This is a genomic window from Pediococcus ethanolidurans (genome assembly GCF_001437405.1).
GTDB lineage: Bacteria > Bacillota > Bacilli > Lactobacillales > Lactobacillaceae > Pediococcus > Pediococcus ethanolidurans.
On sequence record NZ_JQBY01000012.1, the window covers coordinates 43,151 to 58,534 of the forward strand.

General features: G+C 37.2%; 17 protein-coding genes. 12 read left to right on the plus strand and 5 right to left on the minus strand.

The genetic code is table 11. The features are described 5' to 3' along the window. Positions 1-174 precede the first annotated feature (174 nt). A complete protein-coding gene (locus IV87_RS06375) occupies positions 175-1,038 on the plus strand; it encodes an ROK family protein (protein ID WP_057806519.1) in 864 nt (287 codons plus the stop codon). A 146-nt stretch (positions 1,039-1,184) separates the two neighbouring features. Continuing rightward, positions 1,185-1,736 carry a ferritin-like domain-containing protein gene (locus IV87_RS06380; RefSeq protein WP_057806521.1) on the plus strand — a complete coding sequence of 184 codons (552 nt, stop codon included), beginning with the start codon at positions 1,185-1,187 and terminating at the stop codon, positions 1,734-1,736. Between the two features lie 20 nt (positions 1,737-1,756). Here IV87_RS06380 and IV87_RS06385 read toward each other — a convergent pair whose 3' ends face one another. Continuing rightward, the gene (locus IV87_RS06385) at positions 1,757-2,428 is read right to left on the minus strand and encodes a Crp/Fnr family transcriptional regulator (RefSeq protein WP_057806523.1); all 672 of its coding nucleotides are present in this window, start codon (positions 2,426-2,428) and stop codon (positions 1,757-1,759) included. A 906-nt stretch (positions 2,429-3,334) separates the two neighbouring features. Here IV87_RS06385 and IV87_RS06390 point away from each other — a divergent pair. Beyond that, positions 3,335-4,963 carry an ABC-F family ATP-binding cassette domain-containing protein gene (locus IV87_RS06390; RefSeq protein WP_057806525.1) on the plus strand — a complete coding sequence of 543 codons (1,629 nt, stop codon included), beginning with the start codon at positions 3,335-3,337 and terminating at the stop codon, positions 4,961-4,963. Between the two features lie 109 nt (positions 4,964-5,072). Beyond that, positions 5,073-5,825 (plus strand): alpha/beta hydrolase, encoded by a 753-nt coding sequence (locus tag IV87_RS06395; protein ID WP_057806528.1) that lies wholly within the window; start codon positions 5,073-5,075, stop codon positions 5,823-5,825. 64 nt (positions 5,826-5,889) lie between these two features. Here the strand turns inward: IV87_RS06395 and IV87_RS06400 are convergent, their stop codons facing one another. Then, on the minus strand, positions 5,890-6,372 hold the full coding sequence (locus tag IV87_RS06400) for a nucleoside 2-deoxyribosyltransferase (RefSeq protein WP_057806530.1): 483 nt from the start codon (positions 6,370-6,372) through the stop codon (positions 5,890-5,892). 31 nt (positions 6,373-6,403) lie between these two features. Then, entirely contained in the window at positions 6,404-7,048 is a 645-nt protein-coding gene (locus tag IV87_RS06405) for an NAD(P)-dependent oxidoreductase (RefSeq protein ID WP_057806532.1), read from the minus strand. A gap of 154 nt (positions 7,049-7,202) precedes the next feature. Here IV87_RS06405 and IV87_RS06410 point away from each other — a divergent pair, with 154 nt between their 5' ends. The 4 genes from IV87_RS06410 to IV87_RS06425 all read left to right on the plus strand — a co-directional run bounded on the left by IV87_RS06410 (position 7,203) and on the right by IV87_RS06425 (position 11,602). Next, positions 7,203-8,702, plus strand: a complete 1,500-nt coding sequence (locus IV87_RS06410; protein WP_057806534.1) for a gluconokinase — start codon at positions 7,203-7,205, stop codon at positions 8,700-8,702. Positions 8,703-8,779: 77 nt separating this feature from the next. Next, positions 8,780-8,983 carry a PLD nuclease N-terminal domain-containing protein gene (locus tag IV87_RS06415; protein ID WP_057806536.1) on the plus strand — a complete coding sequence of 68 codons (204 nt, stop codon included), beginning with the start codon at positions 8,780-8,782 and terminating at the stop codon, positions 8,981-8,983. 671 nt (positions 8,984-9,654) lie between these two features. Next, entirely contained in the window at positions 9,655-10,407 is a 753-nt protein-coding gene (locus IV87_RS06420) for an alpha/beta fold hydrolase (RefSeq protein ID WP_057806538.1), read from the plus strand. Between the two features lie 154 nt (positions 10,408-10,561). After that, on the plus strand, positions 10,562-11,602 hold the full coding sequence (locus IV87_RS06425) for an oxidoreductase (protein WP_057806540.1): 1,041 nt from the start codon (positions 10,562-10,564) through the stop codon (positions 11,600-11,602). Here IV87_RS06425 and IV87_RS06430 read toward each other — a convergent pair. Beyond that, complete coding sequence (locus tag IV87_RS06430; protein ID WP_057806542.1) at positions 11,599-11,859, minus strand: hypothetical protein; 261 nt, start codon at positions 11,857-11,859, stop codon at positions 11,599-11,601. The two genes, IV87_RS06425 and IV87_RS06430, sit on opposite strands and share 4 nt — an antisense overlap. 136 nt (positions 11,860-11,995) lie before the next feature. On the opposite strand from IV87_RS06430, the gene IV87_RS06435 reads away from it, so the two are divergent. The 3 genes from IV87_RS06435 (at position 11,996) to IV87_RS06445 (ending at position 13,811) form a co-directional block, all read left to right on the plus strand. Then, positions 11,996-12,319 carry a helix-turn-helix domain-containing protein gene (locus tag IV87_RS06435; RefSeq protein ID WP_057806544.1) on the plus strand — a complete coding sequence of 108 codons (324 nt, stop codon included), beginning with the start codon at positions 11,996-11,998 and terminating at the stop codon, positions 12,317-12,319. 245 nt (positions 12,320-12,564) lie between these two features. Then, complete coding sequence (locus IV87_RS06440; protein WP_057806546.1) at positions 12,565-13,410, plus strand: sulfite exporter TauE/SafE family protein; 846 nt, start codon at positions 12,565-12,567, stop codon at positions 13,408-13,410. A gap of 44 nt (positions 13,411-13,454) precedes the next feature. Then, complete coding sequence (locus IV87_RS06445) at positions 13,455-13,811, plus strand: DUF1634 domain-containing protein (RefSeq protein WP_057806674.1); 357 nt, start codon at positions 13,455-13,457, stop codon at positions 13,809-13,811. Between the two features lie 5 nt (positions 13,812-13,816). On the opposite strand, the gene IV87_RS06450 is transcribed toward IV87_RS06445, so the two are convergent. Continuing rightward, a complete protein-coding gene (locus IV87_RS06450; RefSeq protein WP_057806548.1) occupies positions 13,817-14,497 on the minus strand; it encodes a YoaK family protein in 681 nt (226 codons plus the stop codon). A 486-nt stretch (positions 14,498-14,983) separates the two neighbouring features. Between IV87_RS06450 and IV87_RS06455 the strand changes: the two genes are divergently transcribed. Beyond that, positions 14,984-15,373, plus strand: coding sequence for a winged helix-turn-helix transcriptional regulator (locus IV87_RS06455; RefSeq protein WP_057806550.1), 390 nt, complete (start codon positions 14,984-14,986; stop codon positions 15,371-15,373). The last annotated feature ends 11 nt before the right edge of the window (positions 15,374-15,384 follow it).

A 15,384-nucleotide genomic window follows, 5' to 3' on the forward strand; every position in this document is an offset into this window, starting at 1 on the left:
TTAGCTTAAATAGGACAAGAAAGAAAATTTAGTGAATTAGTTGCCTGTAACTTATTTGGGTATTTTTAAGAAACTTAAAAAAGTTAAGCTCACATCATTTTATGCCTATGCTATAATCATGTTAGCGGTTACAAAACGTAATCTTTTTATTTTTGCATAGGAGGAAGAGAATTTATGAAATTAGGTGCAATTGAGGCTGGCGGAACAAAATTTGTTTGCGCAGTTAGTGATGAAAACATTAATGTTGAAGATCGGGCACAGTTTCCAACCACAACGCCCGCTGAAACCATGGCACAAGTGTTTGCTTATTTTGAACAACATCCAGTTGATGCGATTGGAATCGGGTCATTTGGTCCGGTGTCTTTAAACCAGGATGCTGATAACTATGGTTTTATTACAAACACGCCTAAATTAGCATGGAAAAACTATGATTTTTTGGGTGCTATGAAGGCTCATTTTGATATTCCCTATTATTTCACGACTGATGTGAACGTGGCCGCTTATGGAGAGTATCAGGCCGGTGCCGGACGTGGGAAAAAGAACATTTTGTATTGGACCGTTGGAACCGGTGTGGGTGCAGGTTATATTCAAAATGGTGAATTTCTGCAAGGATACAGTCATCCCGAAATGGGTCACATTCTGTTAAGACATGATCCACGCGATCTCGGATTCGAAGGGGTCTGTCCTTATCATGGAGATTGTTTTGAAGGCTTGGCTGCTGGTCCATCTATTGAAAAACGATTTGGCAAAAAAGGCAATGAACTTGATCCAAGTAATGAATTCTGGGAAATTGAAGCAAATTACATTGCTCAAGCCTGTGTCAACGCAACGCTAATTTTGCGTCCGGATATCATCATCTTCGGTGGCGGCGTCATGAAGCAAAGTCAGTTATTCCCACAAATTCAGACCGAGTTTGTGAAACAAATGGCTGACTATGTTGACTTCCCTGAAATTTCAAATTATATCGTCCATGTTGAATTGGGTGATGATGCAGGAATTACAGGAGCTTTAATGTTAGCAAAAAAGGCAACTGAATAGCTTGGTTAGATCATAAATATGGGTGGCAAGGTAGATGACCACAAAATATTTATGATCTTTTTTTCAAAACTTGATTTGCATCAATTTAAAGAACTCCTTTTCTCGATAAACTAGACACATATTAAGAAATTAGGGGGAACCAAAAAATGTCAAACACACCAGAAGAATTATTTGCAGCAGAACAAAAGCAATCTGAGATCGATCATCATGTGCCAACCGCTGGAGCCATGGTTAATCATATTGTTTCCAACTTTACTGTTTTAGATGCAAAGTTACATCAAGTTAGATGGTACGTTAAAGGCTTGAGCGCACCAGCAATTCAAACAGTTTATACCAAATTGATTCAAGAGAATCGTGATCATTATGATGAAATTGGTGATCTGTTATTGGACGAAAATGAAAAGCCAGCATCAACAACCGATGAATATAGTGAATATTCTATGATTGGTGAGAATGGTAAGAACAAGTATTTCACGGCAGAAGCAATGGTCGGTGAAACGGTTCAGGATTTTGTCACTCAAAATCTATTTGTGGATCGGGCAATTAAACTAGCAGAAAAAGAAAATCGTCCCACCTTACGTAACGCAATGGAGAAGTTACGGGGAGACGATAATCATGAAATTCGTGTGCTTCAAAGCATAGTTGGCAACGATGCCGGTGAAGGATTAGAAGACGACGATGAAGATGACGAGGATTAGTTTAAATTAAAAATTTAAGTTTAATCAAGTAAAACGAGTGAATCTTTATCAATCAATTTAATTTGTTTTTGTGGACCTTGTGAAATCCAGCCCTTACGTTCGAATTCTGTGAGTTTACGACTTACAGTTTCAGGCGTGGTGCCGAGATAAATCGCAAGGTCCTTTTTTTTGATTGGTAACTTAAAGGTATCTTTTTCCAAACTGGCACCCGTTTCTACTAAGTAATTACCAATACGCGCTTCAACTGTTTCGGTGGAAGCTTCAGTTGTGCGTTTTTCAAGTGACGAAATTCGTTGACCGAATTCGTTAATCAAATTCATGCTGATACTAGGCGATTGACTAAGTAATTTTTGAAAGCTTTTTCGACTAATCCGACAAACTTGGGTCGGAATTAAAGCTACACCGGAAGAACTGCGTGTCATTTCTTTGAAAAGGGCACCTTCGCCATCAAAATCACCAGATTGCAGTAAGTAAAGAAGCTGTTCGCGACCATTAGCAGCAATTTTAGAAACCTTAACTTGGCCGTTTGCGACAATGATCAGGGTGTCAAGATCATCCCCATCAAGAAAAAGAGATTCCCCAGCTGCATAATGTTTGTGAGTCATAATGGTTTCAATTTTATCAACATCGCTATCAGGTAAGTGTTTAAATAATGGAACTAACTTAATACAATCATGTTCAGAACGTTGCATGATGTTACCTCACTTTATTTGAATTAAATTACCTAAAGAATAGCATGAAAATAGGTGCACGGAAAGCAACACGATTGTTATAGAAATAAAAACTAAAGATTGAAAGTATCAAAATCACTTCAATAACTGATGTTAAACGACTTTGCCTATAAAAAATGGTCTAAAGTGCCGTCTTCCAGCAAATTTGGGCTGGAACGTAGTGCGAGTTCTTGCGGCGGTTTTGGCCACAAGAATCGACATCGTACGGAGTATCAAGATTTTCGGAACAAAAATCATTCTTCTTTGCGTAGTAGTGGGCACGACTTGAAGCCGCAAACCACGTCTTCAAGCTCGGCCTTTATCTAAGCGAAAACCACTAAGATAAATATCACTACTGAGCCCATTTGCTTCCAGACTAGGTCTAATCTTTGCAATCTACACAGTGATACAAAGGTTGTTATATCAGCGTTACTGAGCATTATTGAAGCATCAAACGTTCTTAATTCGGAGGCGATTGGTCTCAGGGGTGAAATTATCCTTAGCAATTCATTTGCTTAGAATAAGGCCGAGTTTGAAGACGTGGTTTGCGGCTTCAAATCGTGCCCACCCCGTTCCAGACCGGTTGAGCCGCAGGACGGCAATTAGACTGTTTTTTATAGACTATGTCGTTTACCATCAGTTATTGAAGCAATTTTGATACTTTCAACCTTTATACAAAAAACGTAAAAGTTGATTTTGACTGGGATGTAAAGTTTTAAGTCAAATTTCTTATGACTAACGTTTTTTTGTCAGGTGATCAAATGTGAATTGACATATTCAGTTTGCTTGACTTGCTTTAGATTGGTCATTTGTGATACATTTTAAGAATTGTGAATTAGATCTGAAACCCGTTTTAATAGAATTTATCAAGAATAGTGAGGATATTAAATGATAACAGTTACCGATATGAGTATGCAATTTTCTGATCGCAAACTCTATGAAGAAGTTAATTTGAAGTTTACGCCTGGAAATTGCTACGGCATTATTGGTGCCAATGGAGCTGGTAAATCAACTTTTCTAAAAATACTAGAAGGCAAATTACAGCCCACTAAAGGAAATATTTCCATTTCGCCAAATGAGCGGATGTCGAGCTTAAATCAGGACCATTATGCTTTTGAAACTGAAAAAGTTTTAGATACTGTGATTATGGGACATAAAAAGTTATATGACATTATGAAAGAAAAAGATGCCCTATATGCTAAAGAGGATTTTACGGATGCTGATGGAATCAAGGCAGCTGAGCTCGAAGGTGAATTTGCCGAGATGGATGGTTGGAATGCAGAATCTGATGCAGCTCAATTGCTACAACAACTAGGAATTGACGAAACCATGCAAACGCAAAAAATGAGTGAACTAACTGAAAGCCAAAAAGTTAAAGTTTTATTGGGACAAGCTTTGTTTGGTGATCCTGATATTTTAGTTTTGGATGAACCAACCAACGGACTTGATGCCCAGACAATTTCCTGGTTAGAAGACTTTTTGGGTGATTTTCGTAACACAGTAATCGTGGTTTCTCATGACCGTCACTTCTTAAATGCAGTTTGTACCATGATGTGTGATGTTGATTTTGGTAAAATTCAACTTTATGTGGGTAACTACGACTTCTGGATGGAATCAAGTCAATTAGCAGCTAAACTTAAAGAAAATGCGAATGCCAAAAAAGAAGAAAAGATGAAAGAATTGCAAGAATTCGTGGCTCGTTTTAGCGCGAATGCTTCTAAATCGAAACAGGCGACGTCCAGAAAGAAACAACTTGAAAAAATTACATTAGATGATATTCAACCATCGACACGTAAATATCCATTTATTAGTTTTACACCAGAACGAGAATTAGGGAATGACTTATTACGTGTGGATAAGTTGTCTAAGTCAATTGATGGTGTAAAGATTTTAGATAATGTCACATTTACCGTAAAACCAGGTGAAAAAGCAGCTTTGTTGAGCCGAAATGATTTGGCAACCACCACCTTGTTGCAAATTATTGCCGGTGAACTTGAACCTGATGAAGGAACAGTCACTTGGGGACAAACCACCACACGAAGTTATCTACCACGTGATATTAATGAATATTTCTCTGATGAAAAGCTGGATATTTTGGAATGGTTACGTCAGTTTGCCCCTAAAGAAGAAAGTGATAATACGTTCCTGCGTGGTTTTTTAGGTAAAATGTTGTTCTCTGGTGAAGATGTTAACAAGCCAATCACCAAACTATCTGGTGGTGAAAAAGTCCGCTGTATGCTTTCTAAGATGATGTTAAGTAAGGCTAACGTGTTGTTATTGGATGATCCAACTAACCATTTGGATTTGGAATCCATTACTTCGTTAAATGATGGGTTGATTAATTTTGCCGGATCCTTGATTTTGACTTCACATGATCGTCAATTTATTCAAACTATTGCTGATCATATTCTTGAAGTGTCAGACAAAGGCGTTGTTGACCGTGCTGAAACTAGCTATGATGAATTTATGGATCATGAAGATATTCAAAAAAAGGTTCAAGCTTTATACGCTGAATAATTTGAATAATTTATCACTTTCAAGTGTTAGAAGCTGAAAAAGAATAAAAATCCTGCTAAAATGGCCTTGTATAAAAATCTATTAATATTATAGAAGGAAAGTCTTTAGTATGAACGTAGAAATTAAACGAGATGGTTTAATCTTACGTGGCTTGTTGGAAGCACCAAGGACTAATGAATATGATATTGCGATTTTAATGCATGGGTTTACCGGAGATTTGGGGTACAAAAAAACAGATTTATTAGCACAAGTGGCACAAAGATTGCATGAGTATGGAATTGCAACGATCCGTTTTGACTTTAATGGACATGGTAAAAGCGATGGTCGTTTTCAAGATATGACGGTTTCAAATGAGGTTGCAGATGGTAATGCTATTTTAACCTACACGAGAAAATTGCCACATGTTCGCAAAATCTATTTGATTGGTCATTCTCAAGGTGGGGTTGTCGCTAGTATGCTTGCGGGATACTATCCAGAATATATTTCGAAACTAGTTTTATTGGCTCCTGCTGCTACTTTGAAGGAAGATGCCCAAAATGGCGAACTTCAAGGAACAACTTATCGGCCACATCATATTCCAGATGCGCTGCCTACCAAAAAACATTTGATTGTTGGCGGATTTTACTTGCGAACAGCTCAGATGTTACCGATTTATGAAGTGGCACAACAATATACCGGACCAGTTTGCCTAATTCATGGTGATGCGGATACAGTAGTGAATAAAAAAGCTTCAGAACGTTATCATGATGTGTATCAAAATAGTGAGTTGCACATCGTTTCTGGCGGGTCACATCAATTTAAAGGTGCAGCCCGTTCCCAGGCACTACAAGTGGTGACAATTTTTCTTGAAGGCTTTGAGTGAAAGCAAAGACGTTTAAAAGTATAGTAAAAGGATGAGAAAAATTTCTCATCCTTTTTTGTAGGACTTAAATGACATCCAAGTGAACATATTTATTTTTTAAATTGTAAAAATCATAGCTTGCTAAGTTTTGCACATCTTTTTCGCCGTTAAACATCGCTGTATAGCTGCCAGCAAGCATTAAATTAATGGAAAGCTCTATCTGTTTATCAAAACGAACCAAGAAAACAGGTTTGTGCTGACCAAAGGCATAACCACATTCCCAGATCGTTCCGGCATCTGATTCGTGTTTGCCATCTTCAAGTTCATAATCCAGGATTGCAACCACGATGTCTGCTTGATCAATTTGGCGAATATCAGCATTAAAAGTAGCAATTTGCCATTCAAAAGAGCCAACTGGCGCATCTGTGTATTCATCTTTTCCAGGAAGAAAGATGGCTCCAGAATTGATGGTTTGATTGGTTTCCAGCAAACGTTTGACGGTTGTGACACGATCATTTTGTCCTTTACTAAAAAAGGGGCCAGCAAGGTAAACAGATTTTGATTGCATTGAATTTCTCCTTTAGGTTGTTGAGAGTGACTTATTTGTTGCAGACAGTAAAACGTGCCTGGTGGACAGTTGGCGTTTCAAGCTCGTCTAAAATAGCGACAGCCATCGTTCCCGTTGAAACTTCTGACTTTTGTTGCTCATTAAATAATACGTTGTCTTGTCCTAAAATGTAGTCTGTTTTGGGCCCATCCACAAAGCTTTGTGAAGGTGAAACGCCAACCCAGTTTACGTTTTTAACGGTTCGTAAAAAATCTAGTTCAAAAGCCTGTGATTCAGGTGTGTCAATCCAATCTTGTGAATTTGGAATTTGTTTAAGTTGTTCGACAAACAAGCCTTTATCACTTTGTAAACTACCGGCCCCCAGAATAAATATGACTCGTGGTGTGCTAGTTTCACGCAAAAGATGGATGAGATGAACGGCCAAATCAATATGTTGATAGGCTAAATGTTTACCCATTGGAACAGCAAATGCATCAATGACAACGTCTAAATTACTCAAATCTTGTTTTGTGATTGCAAAAGCATCTTTTTCGATGATCGTAACTTTACTGTCGAATAATGTTTTTGCTTTTTTTGCATTGCGTACAAGCGCGGTTACCTGATGACCACGATCAAGGGCTTCAAAAATAATTTTGGAACCAGCCTTTCCAGTAGCACCAATGACACCAATTTTCATAGTATAATTCGTCCCTTCTTAAAATTCATGACAATTTGTTACGTCATAGATTCATATTTCGATTACAATTAAAATTATAAAACAAATGAAGCACGAATGTTAGCAATTAGTTAATTCCGATTTGATCGGATTTAGAGAAACTGAGGGGAAAACCATGCAAGCAATGATTGGCGTTGATATCGGTACAACGAGTACCAAAACAGTTTTATTTGATCTTAAAGGACAGGTGGTTGCCAAACAAAATATTGGTTATCCGCTTTATCAAGATCAAGCTGACAAAGCCGAAGAAGATCCTGATAAAATTTTTGTGGCGGTCGTTAAGGGAATTAGTCAGGTTGCAACGGTAGCTAAAGAAAAGGCAATTGAGATTTTAGGGGTTAGCTTTTCGGCTGCCATGCATAGCTTGATTTTGATGGATGTCCATGATCAACCGCTGACCCGCGTGATCACGTGGGCCGATAATCGTTCTGAGAGTCAATGTATCGATTTGCAAAAAAGTGGAAAAGCTCAAGCGTTATATCTACATACAGGAACACCCAATCATCCGATGACACCCTTAACTAAAATTATGTGGTTTCGTGAAAATCGTCCAGAATTATTTTCTAAAGCAAAGAAATTTATTGGCATTAAAGAATACGTATTTTTTAAACTATTTGGCAAATATGTGATTGATTTTGGATTGGCTTCAGCAACTGGATTATTTGATATTCAGACCATGCACTGGGATGAGCAAGCATTACAAATCGCCGGAGTTTCAGAAAATCAACTTTTAAAATTGGTTAGTACAGAAACGACATTTTCTGATCTACAACCAAAAATGGCTAAGAATCTGAATCTTTCTGCTGAGGTGCCGTTTATTATTGGTAGCAGTGATGGCGCGCTGGCTAATCTTGGGGTTGGTGCAACTACTAATGGAAGACTAGCTGTTAGTATTGGAACAAGCGGTGCAGTTCGAATGGTAGTCGATCATCCCGTTTTCGATCCGCAAGGAAAATTATTTTGTTATGTATTAGGAAAAGATCTATGGCTTGTGGGTGGCCCAGTAAATAACGGTGGCATTATCTTGCAATGGATTCGAGAAAAATGGTTTTTCAAAGATAAACATATGACTTACCCGGAACTAATTGAATTAGCAAGTAAATCCGAAGCTGGTGCGCATGGCTTGATTTTTTTGCCCTATTTAGGTGGAGAGCGAGCCCCACTTTGGGATGCAAATGCACGCGGAAGCTTCTTTGGATTAACGCGCAAGCATACCCAAGTTGATATGATCCGAGCAGTATTAGAGGGAATTGTGTTAAACCTTTGTGAGATTGAACAGCGAATTGACCAAATTGCCGGACCAATTACGAGTGTGCGGGCGACCGGTGGTTTTTCTCAGTCGTCATTGTGGGTTCAAATCTTGACTGATTGTTTCAATCAAACGGTGACTGTTTCTGAAAGCTCAGCTGGTTCTGCATGGGGCGCTGCAATAATGGGATTGGAGAGCTTAAAAATTGAACATGATATTAAAATCAAGCAATTTAAAACATGGACGCCGGATTCTCAGTATGTAGCACGTTATCATGATTTATCAGAAATTTGGCAAGATGTTAGTCGAAAACTAGAACCAGAATATCAAAAAATTTCAGATTTTCAACAGAAATATAACAAATAAGAATGATAGTTGCAAACGTTTTCAAAACGGTTCATACTGTGAGTGAATTAATAGTGAATATAAGGAGCGTGACCGTGATGAAAGAAGATAAAGCATTCAAAAAAGAGTATTGGCCAATTGTGATTTTAGGAGGTCTAATTCAGTTATTTGCACTTATTGATATTTTAAAAAGTCATGAGTTTAAACGAGGAAATAAATTAATTTGGAGTGCATTAGTATTTGTTCTCCCACCATTCGGTGCATTGTCTTACTATGGATTTGGAAAAGTGCGAAATGATTAGAACGCATTAATAAATTTAGAATCCTGATTATGCTAGTCAAAATAGCATGATCAGGATCTTTTTTTATTTAACTGAAGGTTGAAAGTATCCAAATCGCTTCAATAACTGCGGTTAAACGACTTAGCCTATAAAAAATAGTCAAAAATGCCGTCTTCCAGCAAATTTGGGCTGGAACGTAGTGGGCACGACTTGAAGCCGCAAACCACGTCTCCAAGCTCGGCCTTTATCTAAGCGAAACCCGCTAAGATAAATGTCACTACTGAGCCCATTTGCTTCCAGACTAAGTTTAATCTTTGTAATCTACATAGCGATATAAAAGTTGTTGTATCAGCGTTACTGAGCATTATTGAAACATCAAACGTTCTTAGTTCGGAGGCGATTGGTCTCGTGCCCACTATTACACGTAAGGGTTAGTTTTTGTGCCGAAAACTTTAATGTTTCATACGATATCGATTTTTGTGGCAAAACACAGCCGTAAGAACTCGCACCCTGTTCCAGAACGGGTGAGCCGTAGGACGGCATTTTAATCTAATTTTGTTACCAAGAACGCTTTTATATTAGGTAACGAGATGCGTTTTGGGCTTCCAACCTTTAGTTATTTAAAAATAACTGTAATAGGATTGCAAACAATTCTATAATGGGCATTAATAAAATTGATTGGGGATGAGCAGATGAAAATTTTTGATACCGGTCATGGAAAAATTCATTATTATTTCAAAGAAGCCGCAAATAATTATCCAACCGTTTTGTTCTTTCAAGGTGCAACTGCAGCAAATTGTTATTTAGGATTTAAGAATATTATTACTGCGCTTCCTCAAAACTACGGAATATTAGCAATTGATCAATTAGGTTACGAAAAAAGTGATGTGACTAAGAGTGATCGTACTTTAAATCATATTATGGATGAAACGAAAGCTATTGTGGATTGTGAAAATTTAAAAAAGGTCATTTTGTTTGCCCACAGTTTGGGTGGTTTGTATGCGTTAGGTTATGTCAAAAAATATGTTGAACAGGTTGTTGCAGTTATTGGTGTGGAACCAGTAACCGGAACTGCTGATCAAGATGCCGATGCGTTTGCTGAGGCCGTTAAACAAGAGGCAAATGAAATTAGTCAAATGCGCGCTCATGGTGGTATTCCCGAAACAGATTTAAGAGAACATATTAATCCATATTTAGATAAAGAAGAGTATGACGCGCAATTAAAAATTTTTCGTGAAACGTTAGATAATTCCAATCAAGTTAATGAAGCAGAACATGCTAAAGAGTCAGTTCAGGCTATTAAGAATCAGTTAATTCCTGATAAAATTCCAGTTTTGTTATTTTCTCGCCCGGCCAGAAGTTCGGAATATGAAAATTCAGAATTCAAAAATATTAATGAGCAAACTAGAATTTGCTATTGTGGAAATTCTCATTTTCTTCATTAGACAGAGAGCAAACGAGTTATTTCAGAAACTAATCACTTTTTAAAACAAATTGAGAATTAATCCTTCGGTTATAAAACTTTTATTCTAAATTAGTTGAAAACGATTTCTACCTTGCTTATGATGAAACTAACAACTTAAGAAGGAGATCGTTAAAATGACTTTGAAAATGGCAATTATTGGCTTTGGAAAAAGTGCAAATCGTTATCACTTACCTTACTTAAAACATCGAAAAAATATTGAAGTGAAATACATCTATAATCATCAACGACATCCCGAACGAGAGACAAATTATCAAGGAATGGGGATTACCTTTACAACTGATTTGGATCAAGTCTTAAATGACGATGAAATTCAATTGATTACCATTTGTACACCAGCTGATACGCATTTTGACTTTGCCAAACAAGTGTTAAACCACGGAAAGAATGTTTTGGTAGAAAAACCATTTTGTAAAACGGCAACTGAAACAAAACAATTATTGGATTTAGCTAAGCAAAAACATCTAATTGCCATGCCATACCAAAATCGACGTTTTGACAGTGATTATTTAACTTTGAAAGAAGTTTTAAATCGCGGATATGTGGGTGAACCATTGGAAATTGAGTCTCATCTGGATAAATATCGTCCTGATAACAGTGTGCATACCGGTGACAAAATTAACGGAACTTTTTATGGATTAGGTATTCATATGCTTGATCAAATGTTAGCTTTGTTTGGGAAACCACAATCTGTTGCGTACGATATTAGAACAATTCAGAATTCAAAAAGTACCCTTGACGATTATTATCAGATGGATTTGCACTATGGCAAGTTAAAGGTGACGGTTAAGACTGATCCACTAGTCGCATTGCCTAATCCACGTTTTATTTTACATGGCACAACTGGTTCTTATGTGAAATATGATATTGATCAGCAGGAAAATGACCTTAAATTAGGAATTATGCCAGGTGATCGTAATTTTGGAATTGATACACCTGATAAATACGGACGAGTGAAATATCATAACCAAAACGGTGATTGGATTACAAAACAAATTCCTTCTCTACAAGGCGATTACGGTCGTATTTATGACTCACTTTATGACAGTATTATCAATGGTAAAGAAAAGTTGATCACTGATGAAGAAACCTTATGGGACATTGAAATATTAGAAAGTGGTATTCAACAACCAACGCCAAGTGTGGTTCATTTTTAGGCGGAATGTGACATGAATTGATTAACTCCTTTTGCCTGAATCATAAACTTATTTACAATAAATTGATGTCGTTTGTTGTAGTGACCGTATACTGCAATTTGTGCGTTAGGTTCAGCGAGTGCTAAGAAGTTTAGAGCGTGTTGGTGAATTAAACAGTTAACTTTTGCTTCATGATTATCGGTTAGTTCAAAACGCACAAGTGGGGTCAAATTGAGCACCTTAATTGATGATGTAATTTTTCCAGATAAATTTATCATACAACTCATCTCCTTGTTTAAAATCATTGTACGAACATGTGTTCTTTTTGTAAAGTCTATTTTGAGAATTTTTATGAACAGTTTTCTTTACTTATTTTCTTATAGTCATCATAATTAAATTGAAAGGGTGATGACGATGGAGCTGCAAAGTGAAATTTATCAAAATCGAAGACAACTGAAGTTATCTCAAGCAGATTTGGCAGAACGAATGGGTGTTAGTGAAGCTACCATTAATCAATGGGAACAAGGTGAAAAATATCCAACGGTGGAAAATTTGATTGATTTGAGTAATATTTTTGAAATTACGTTGGATCAATTAATTCGTGGAACAGAACAGACTGTTCATAATAAAGAAATGACACAACAACATTTAAACGGTTGGGATTTTCTGGCCCGCTACTGGTGGTTAATTTTTGCGGTTGGCGGATTTTTATTCTGGATTTTAAGTCGATTTTCGTAATAAAAAAATGGTTAAATGTTAGTTTGCTACAATTAAAAACTTATCAACACAAGTGTGAGGATGAAAAACTTGATTTTTTTCATCCTCTTTAATTTGATCTAATCATTTCTATATTTTTGTTAACAAAGATTAAAATGCACTTAAGAGCAGCTACATTTTGTAAACTACTATTGATTGCGTAACTTATTTCTCTTATTATGGAAACATGTAACATGCTATGGAAACTCAGGGGAGAGAAGAAATCCATGATAAATACACTTTTACTTTTAATTATTGTCGGTCTCGCAGCCGGCATTTTCGGAGCCATTTTTGGAATCGGTGGCGGTATGATCGTCACCCCAGTCTTAACTCTTTTAATGGGTCTCGACATTAAATACGCTATTGGCGCCAGTATTATTTCTGTAATTGCAACTAGTTCTGGTGCAACGGTGGCGTATTTGAAAGATGACATGCTTAATTTACGGGTAGCGATGTTTCTAGAAATTGCGACAACCATTGGGGCAATTGCAGGGGCAATCTTAACGGGTGTGTTGCCATCCGCAGTTTTATACGTTTTATTTGGTGCATTACTTTTATTTTCGGCTTGGAATATGTATCGTAAAATGCGTGCGGGCAAAGAAAAAACAGAAGCGATTCAACCAGATTCTTTGTCAACGAAGCTTAAACTAAATGGCAGCTACTATGATAATGCGGTTGATAAAAAAATTGATTATCAAGTCTCTAATGTGCCTGGTGGTTTTACGATGATGTTGGGTGCTGGTTTGGCAAGTGGCTTACTGGGTATCGGCAGCGGAGCCTTTAAGGTGATTGCGATGGACACGATTATGAAAATGCCATTGAAACCTTCAAGTGCAACCAGTAACCTCATGATGGGCGTTACTGCGGCTGCTAGTGCCACGGTTTATTTCTTTAATGGTTCCATCAAACCAGAAATTGCGGCACCACTAGCGCTTGGCATTTTGGTGGGGGCGTTGCTAGGGTCCAAAATTATGAAACACTTACGGGCGCGAGTTTTGCGAATGATTTTTATTCCAGTTTTGTTTTATATCGGCCTGCAGATGTTTCTTAAAGGATTTGGGGTGACAATCTAATGGCACAAAATAAACAGCCGGAAACAGCTGAAGAATTAAAAAAAATGGAAGAAATGAATCAAATCGAGTTAATTATTGGTCAAGTTCTTCGAATTGGGGTTCTAATTTCAGCTGCCGTTATATTAGTTGGTGTTTTGTTGATCGTGTTTACTGGGCAAACCGGGTATTCAGCTAAGGTTTATCCAACAACCGTTAATGCAATCGCAAGTGGAATTGTTGCACTGAAACCATTTGCCATTGTGATGTTAGGACTGTTTTTATTGATCCTAACACCTGTATTACGGGTAGTAGTTTCCATTTATGCGTTTGCTAAAGAACGAGATCATTTATACGTGTGGATTACGACGTTTGTGTTAGTCATTTTACTAATTGGAATGTGGATTGGTTATTTGGGCAAGTAGGTTAACTATTTGTTATGTTCGCGATAAACAAGTAACCAGGCATAGGCAATTTCAACCATGGCCAAAAGTAAAGCAGCAAACCAAATAGTTTGAACATGGAAAAATTTTTGTAGAATTGCTGATACCATGGCTCCGCATGCAAATCCTAAAACGAGTTCAAAATAAATAATGGCTGTTTTGCTTTCTAATTTATTTCGGTTAATTAACGATTGACTTAAAGCAAGAACGGCCTTTTTTAAATTTCCAGTTGAAAAAACATTGTTGTACCCGTGTCCTTCAATTTCGCTAAAAGCTACATTTTGAACGGCCATGCTATAAGCTAAAACAGGCACAATAAAAATATTGGGAATCGTTAAAGGCAAACAACCAACAATTGCACAGACTAAAATACCTGGTAAAAGCGTTGTTAATCGCCAATAATGAGAAAAACTCAATTTTTTGTGTAATAGAGGAACGGTGGCGACTCCCAAAGAAAAGCCGATAATGGTGCTGATTTTAGTAAAAACGCCGGGTAAATTATGATTAGCAATATCAACGCTTAGAAAAATAATATTACCGGTTTGACCAGCAGCTAACACACCACCGCGTTGAATAAACGTGTAGGCGTCAATAAAACCGCCGATAAAAGTTAAAATAACGGCAATTTCACGGAGTTGATAAAGATTTGGTCTTCGAAAATTTTGCATGATTGAGCCTCGATTAAAAATGAATTTCAAAGCTAGTTTAGCATAAAAAAGCCAATAAAATGGTATAATAAAATTCCTTGGCAGGGGAAACATTGGGTACATAGCAAGTTATCGTGAAGCATTCGATAACTTGTTTTTATTTTAGAGTCAAAGGTTGAAACTATCAAAGCGACTTCAATAACTGTTGTTAAACGACGTCGCCTTCAAAAAATAGTCTAACTGCCGTCCTGCGGCTCACTTGGTCTGGAACGGGGTGGGCACGATTTGAAGCCAAGAGGAACACTTGTCTTCAAACTCGGCCTTATCCTAAGTAATAAATTACTAAGGATAACTTCACCCCTGAGACCAATCGCCTCCGGACTAAGAACGTTTGATGTTTCAATAATGCTCAGTAACGCTTTGGTATCAGGTAATTGGATACGATTTCGTGCTTTCAACCTTTATTTTAGAATAGTAATGTGAATTGAGAAAAGGAAGTTAAGAATAATGAATAAAGAACCAACATTAACCTATAACATTGGTGTAGAAGCCACCTTAGCGGTCATTAATGGAAAGTGGAAGGCAATTATTTTATGCCATTTAAAACGACAATCCATGCGAAACGGTGAGTTCTTAAAAGTCATTCCCAACATTACCCAAAAAGTTTTAACACAACAATTACGTGAATTGGAACATGATGAGATTATTCATCGAGAAGTTTTTCCGGAAATTCCACCAAGAGTTGAATACTGCTTAACGGATTATGGAAAAACGTTGGCAAATTTGACGGACGAAATGTGCCATTGGGGTGAACGTCATATTGAACGCCAGAGAAAAGCAGGCCAAAAAATTAATTTATTAGATACACAAAGTCCGTTTTACCAAAAGGCACTTTAATTCATACTTTC

Coding starts and splice junctions, on each gene's coding strand:
- IV87_RS06375 (WP_057806519.1), top strand. CDS start 175: ATGAAATTAGGTGCAATTGAGGCTGGCGGAACAAAATTTGTTTGCGCA.
- IV87_RS06380 (WP_057806521.1), top strand. CDS start 1,185: ATGTCAAACACACCAGAAGAATTATTTGCAGCAGAACAAAAGCAATCT.
- IV87_RS06385 (WP_057806523.1), bottom strand. CDS start 2,428: ATGCAACGTTCTGAACATGATTGTATTAAGTTAGTTCCATTATTTAAA.
- IV87_RS06390 (WP_057806525.1), top strand. CDS start 3,335: ATGATAACAGTTACCGATATGAGTATGCAATTTTCTGATCGCAAACTC.
- IV87_RS06395 (WP_057806528.1), top strand. CDS start 5,073: ATGAACGTAGAAATTAAACGAGATGGTTTAATCTTACGTGGCTTGTTG.
- IV87_RS06400 (WP_057806530.1), bottom strand. CDS start 6,372: ATGCAATCAAAATCTGTTTACCTTGCTGGCCCCTTTTTTAGTAAAGGA.
- IV87_RS06405 (WP_057806532.1), bottom strand. CDS start 7,048: ATGAAAATTGGTGTCATTGGTGCTACTGGAAAGGCTGGTTCCAAAATT.
- IV87_RS06410 (WP_057806534.1), top strand. CDS start 7,203: ATGCAAGCAATGATTGGCGTTGATATCGGTACAACGAGTACCAAAACA.
- IV87_RS06415 (WP_057806536.1), top strand. CDS start 8,780: ATGAAAGAAGATAAAGCATTCAAAAAAGAGTATTGGCCAATTGTGATT.
- IV87_RS06420 (WP_057806538.1), top strand. CDS start 9,655: ATGAAAATTTTTGATACCGGTCATGGAAAAATTCATTATTATTTCAAA.
- IV87_RS06425 (WP_057806540.1), top strand. CDS start 10,562: ATGACTTTGAAAATGGCAATTATTGGCTTTGGAAAAAGTGCAAATCGT.
- IV87_RS06430 (WP_057806542.1), bottom strand. CDS start 11,859: ATGATAAATTTATCTGGAAAAATTACATCATCAATTAAGGTGCTCAAT.
- IV87_RS06435 (WP_057806544.1), top strand. CDS start 11,996: ATGGAGCTGCAAAGTGAAATTTATCAAAATCGAAGACAACTGAAGTTA.
- IV87_RS06440 (WP_057806546.1), top strand. CDS start 12,565: ATGATAAATACACTTTTACTTTTAATTATTGTCGGTCTCGCAGCCGGC.
- IV87_RS06445 (WP_057806674.1), top strand. CDS start 13,455: ATGGAAGAAATGAATCAAATCGAGTTAATTATTGGTCAAGTTCTTCGA.
- IV87_RS06450 (WP_057806548.1), bottom strand. CDS start 14,497: ATGCAAAATTTTCGAAGACCAAATCTTTATCAACTCCGTGAAATTGCC.
- IV87_RS06455 (WP_057806550.1), top strand. CDS start 14,984: ATGAATAAAGAACCAACATTAACCTATAACATTGGTGTAGAAGCCACC.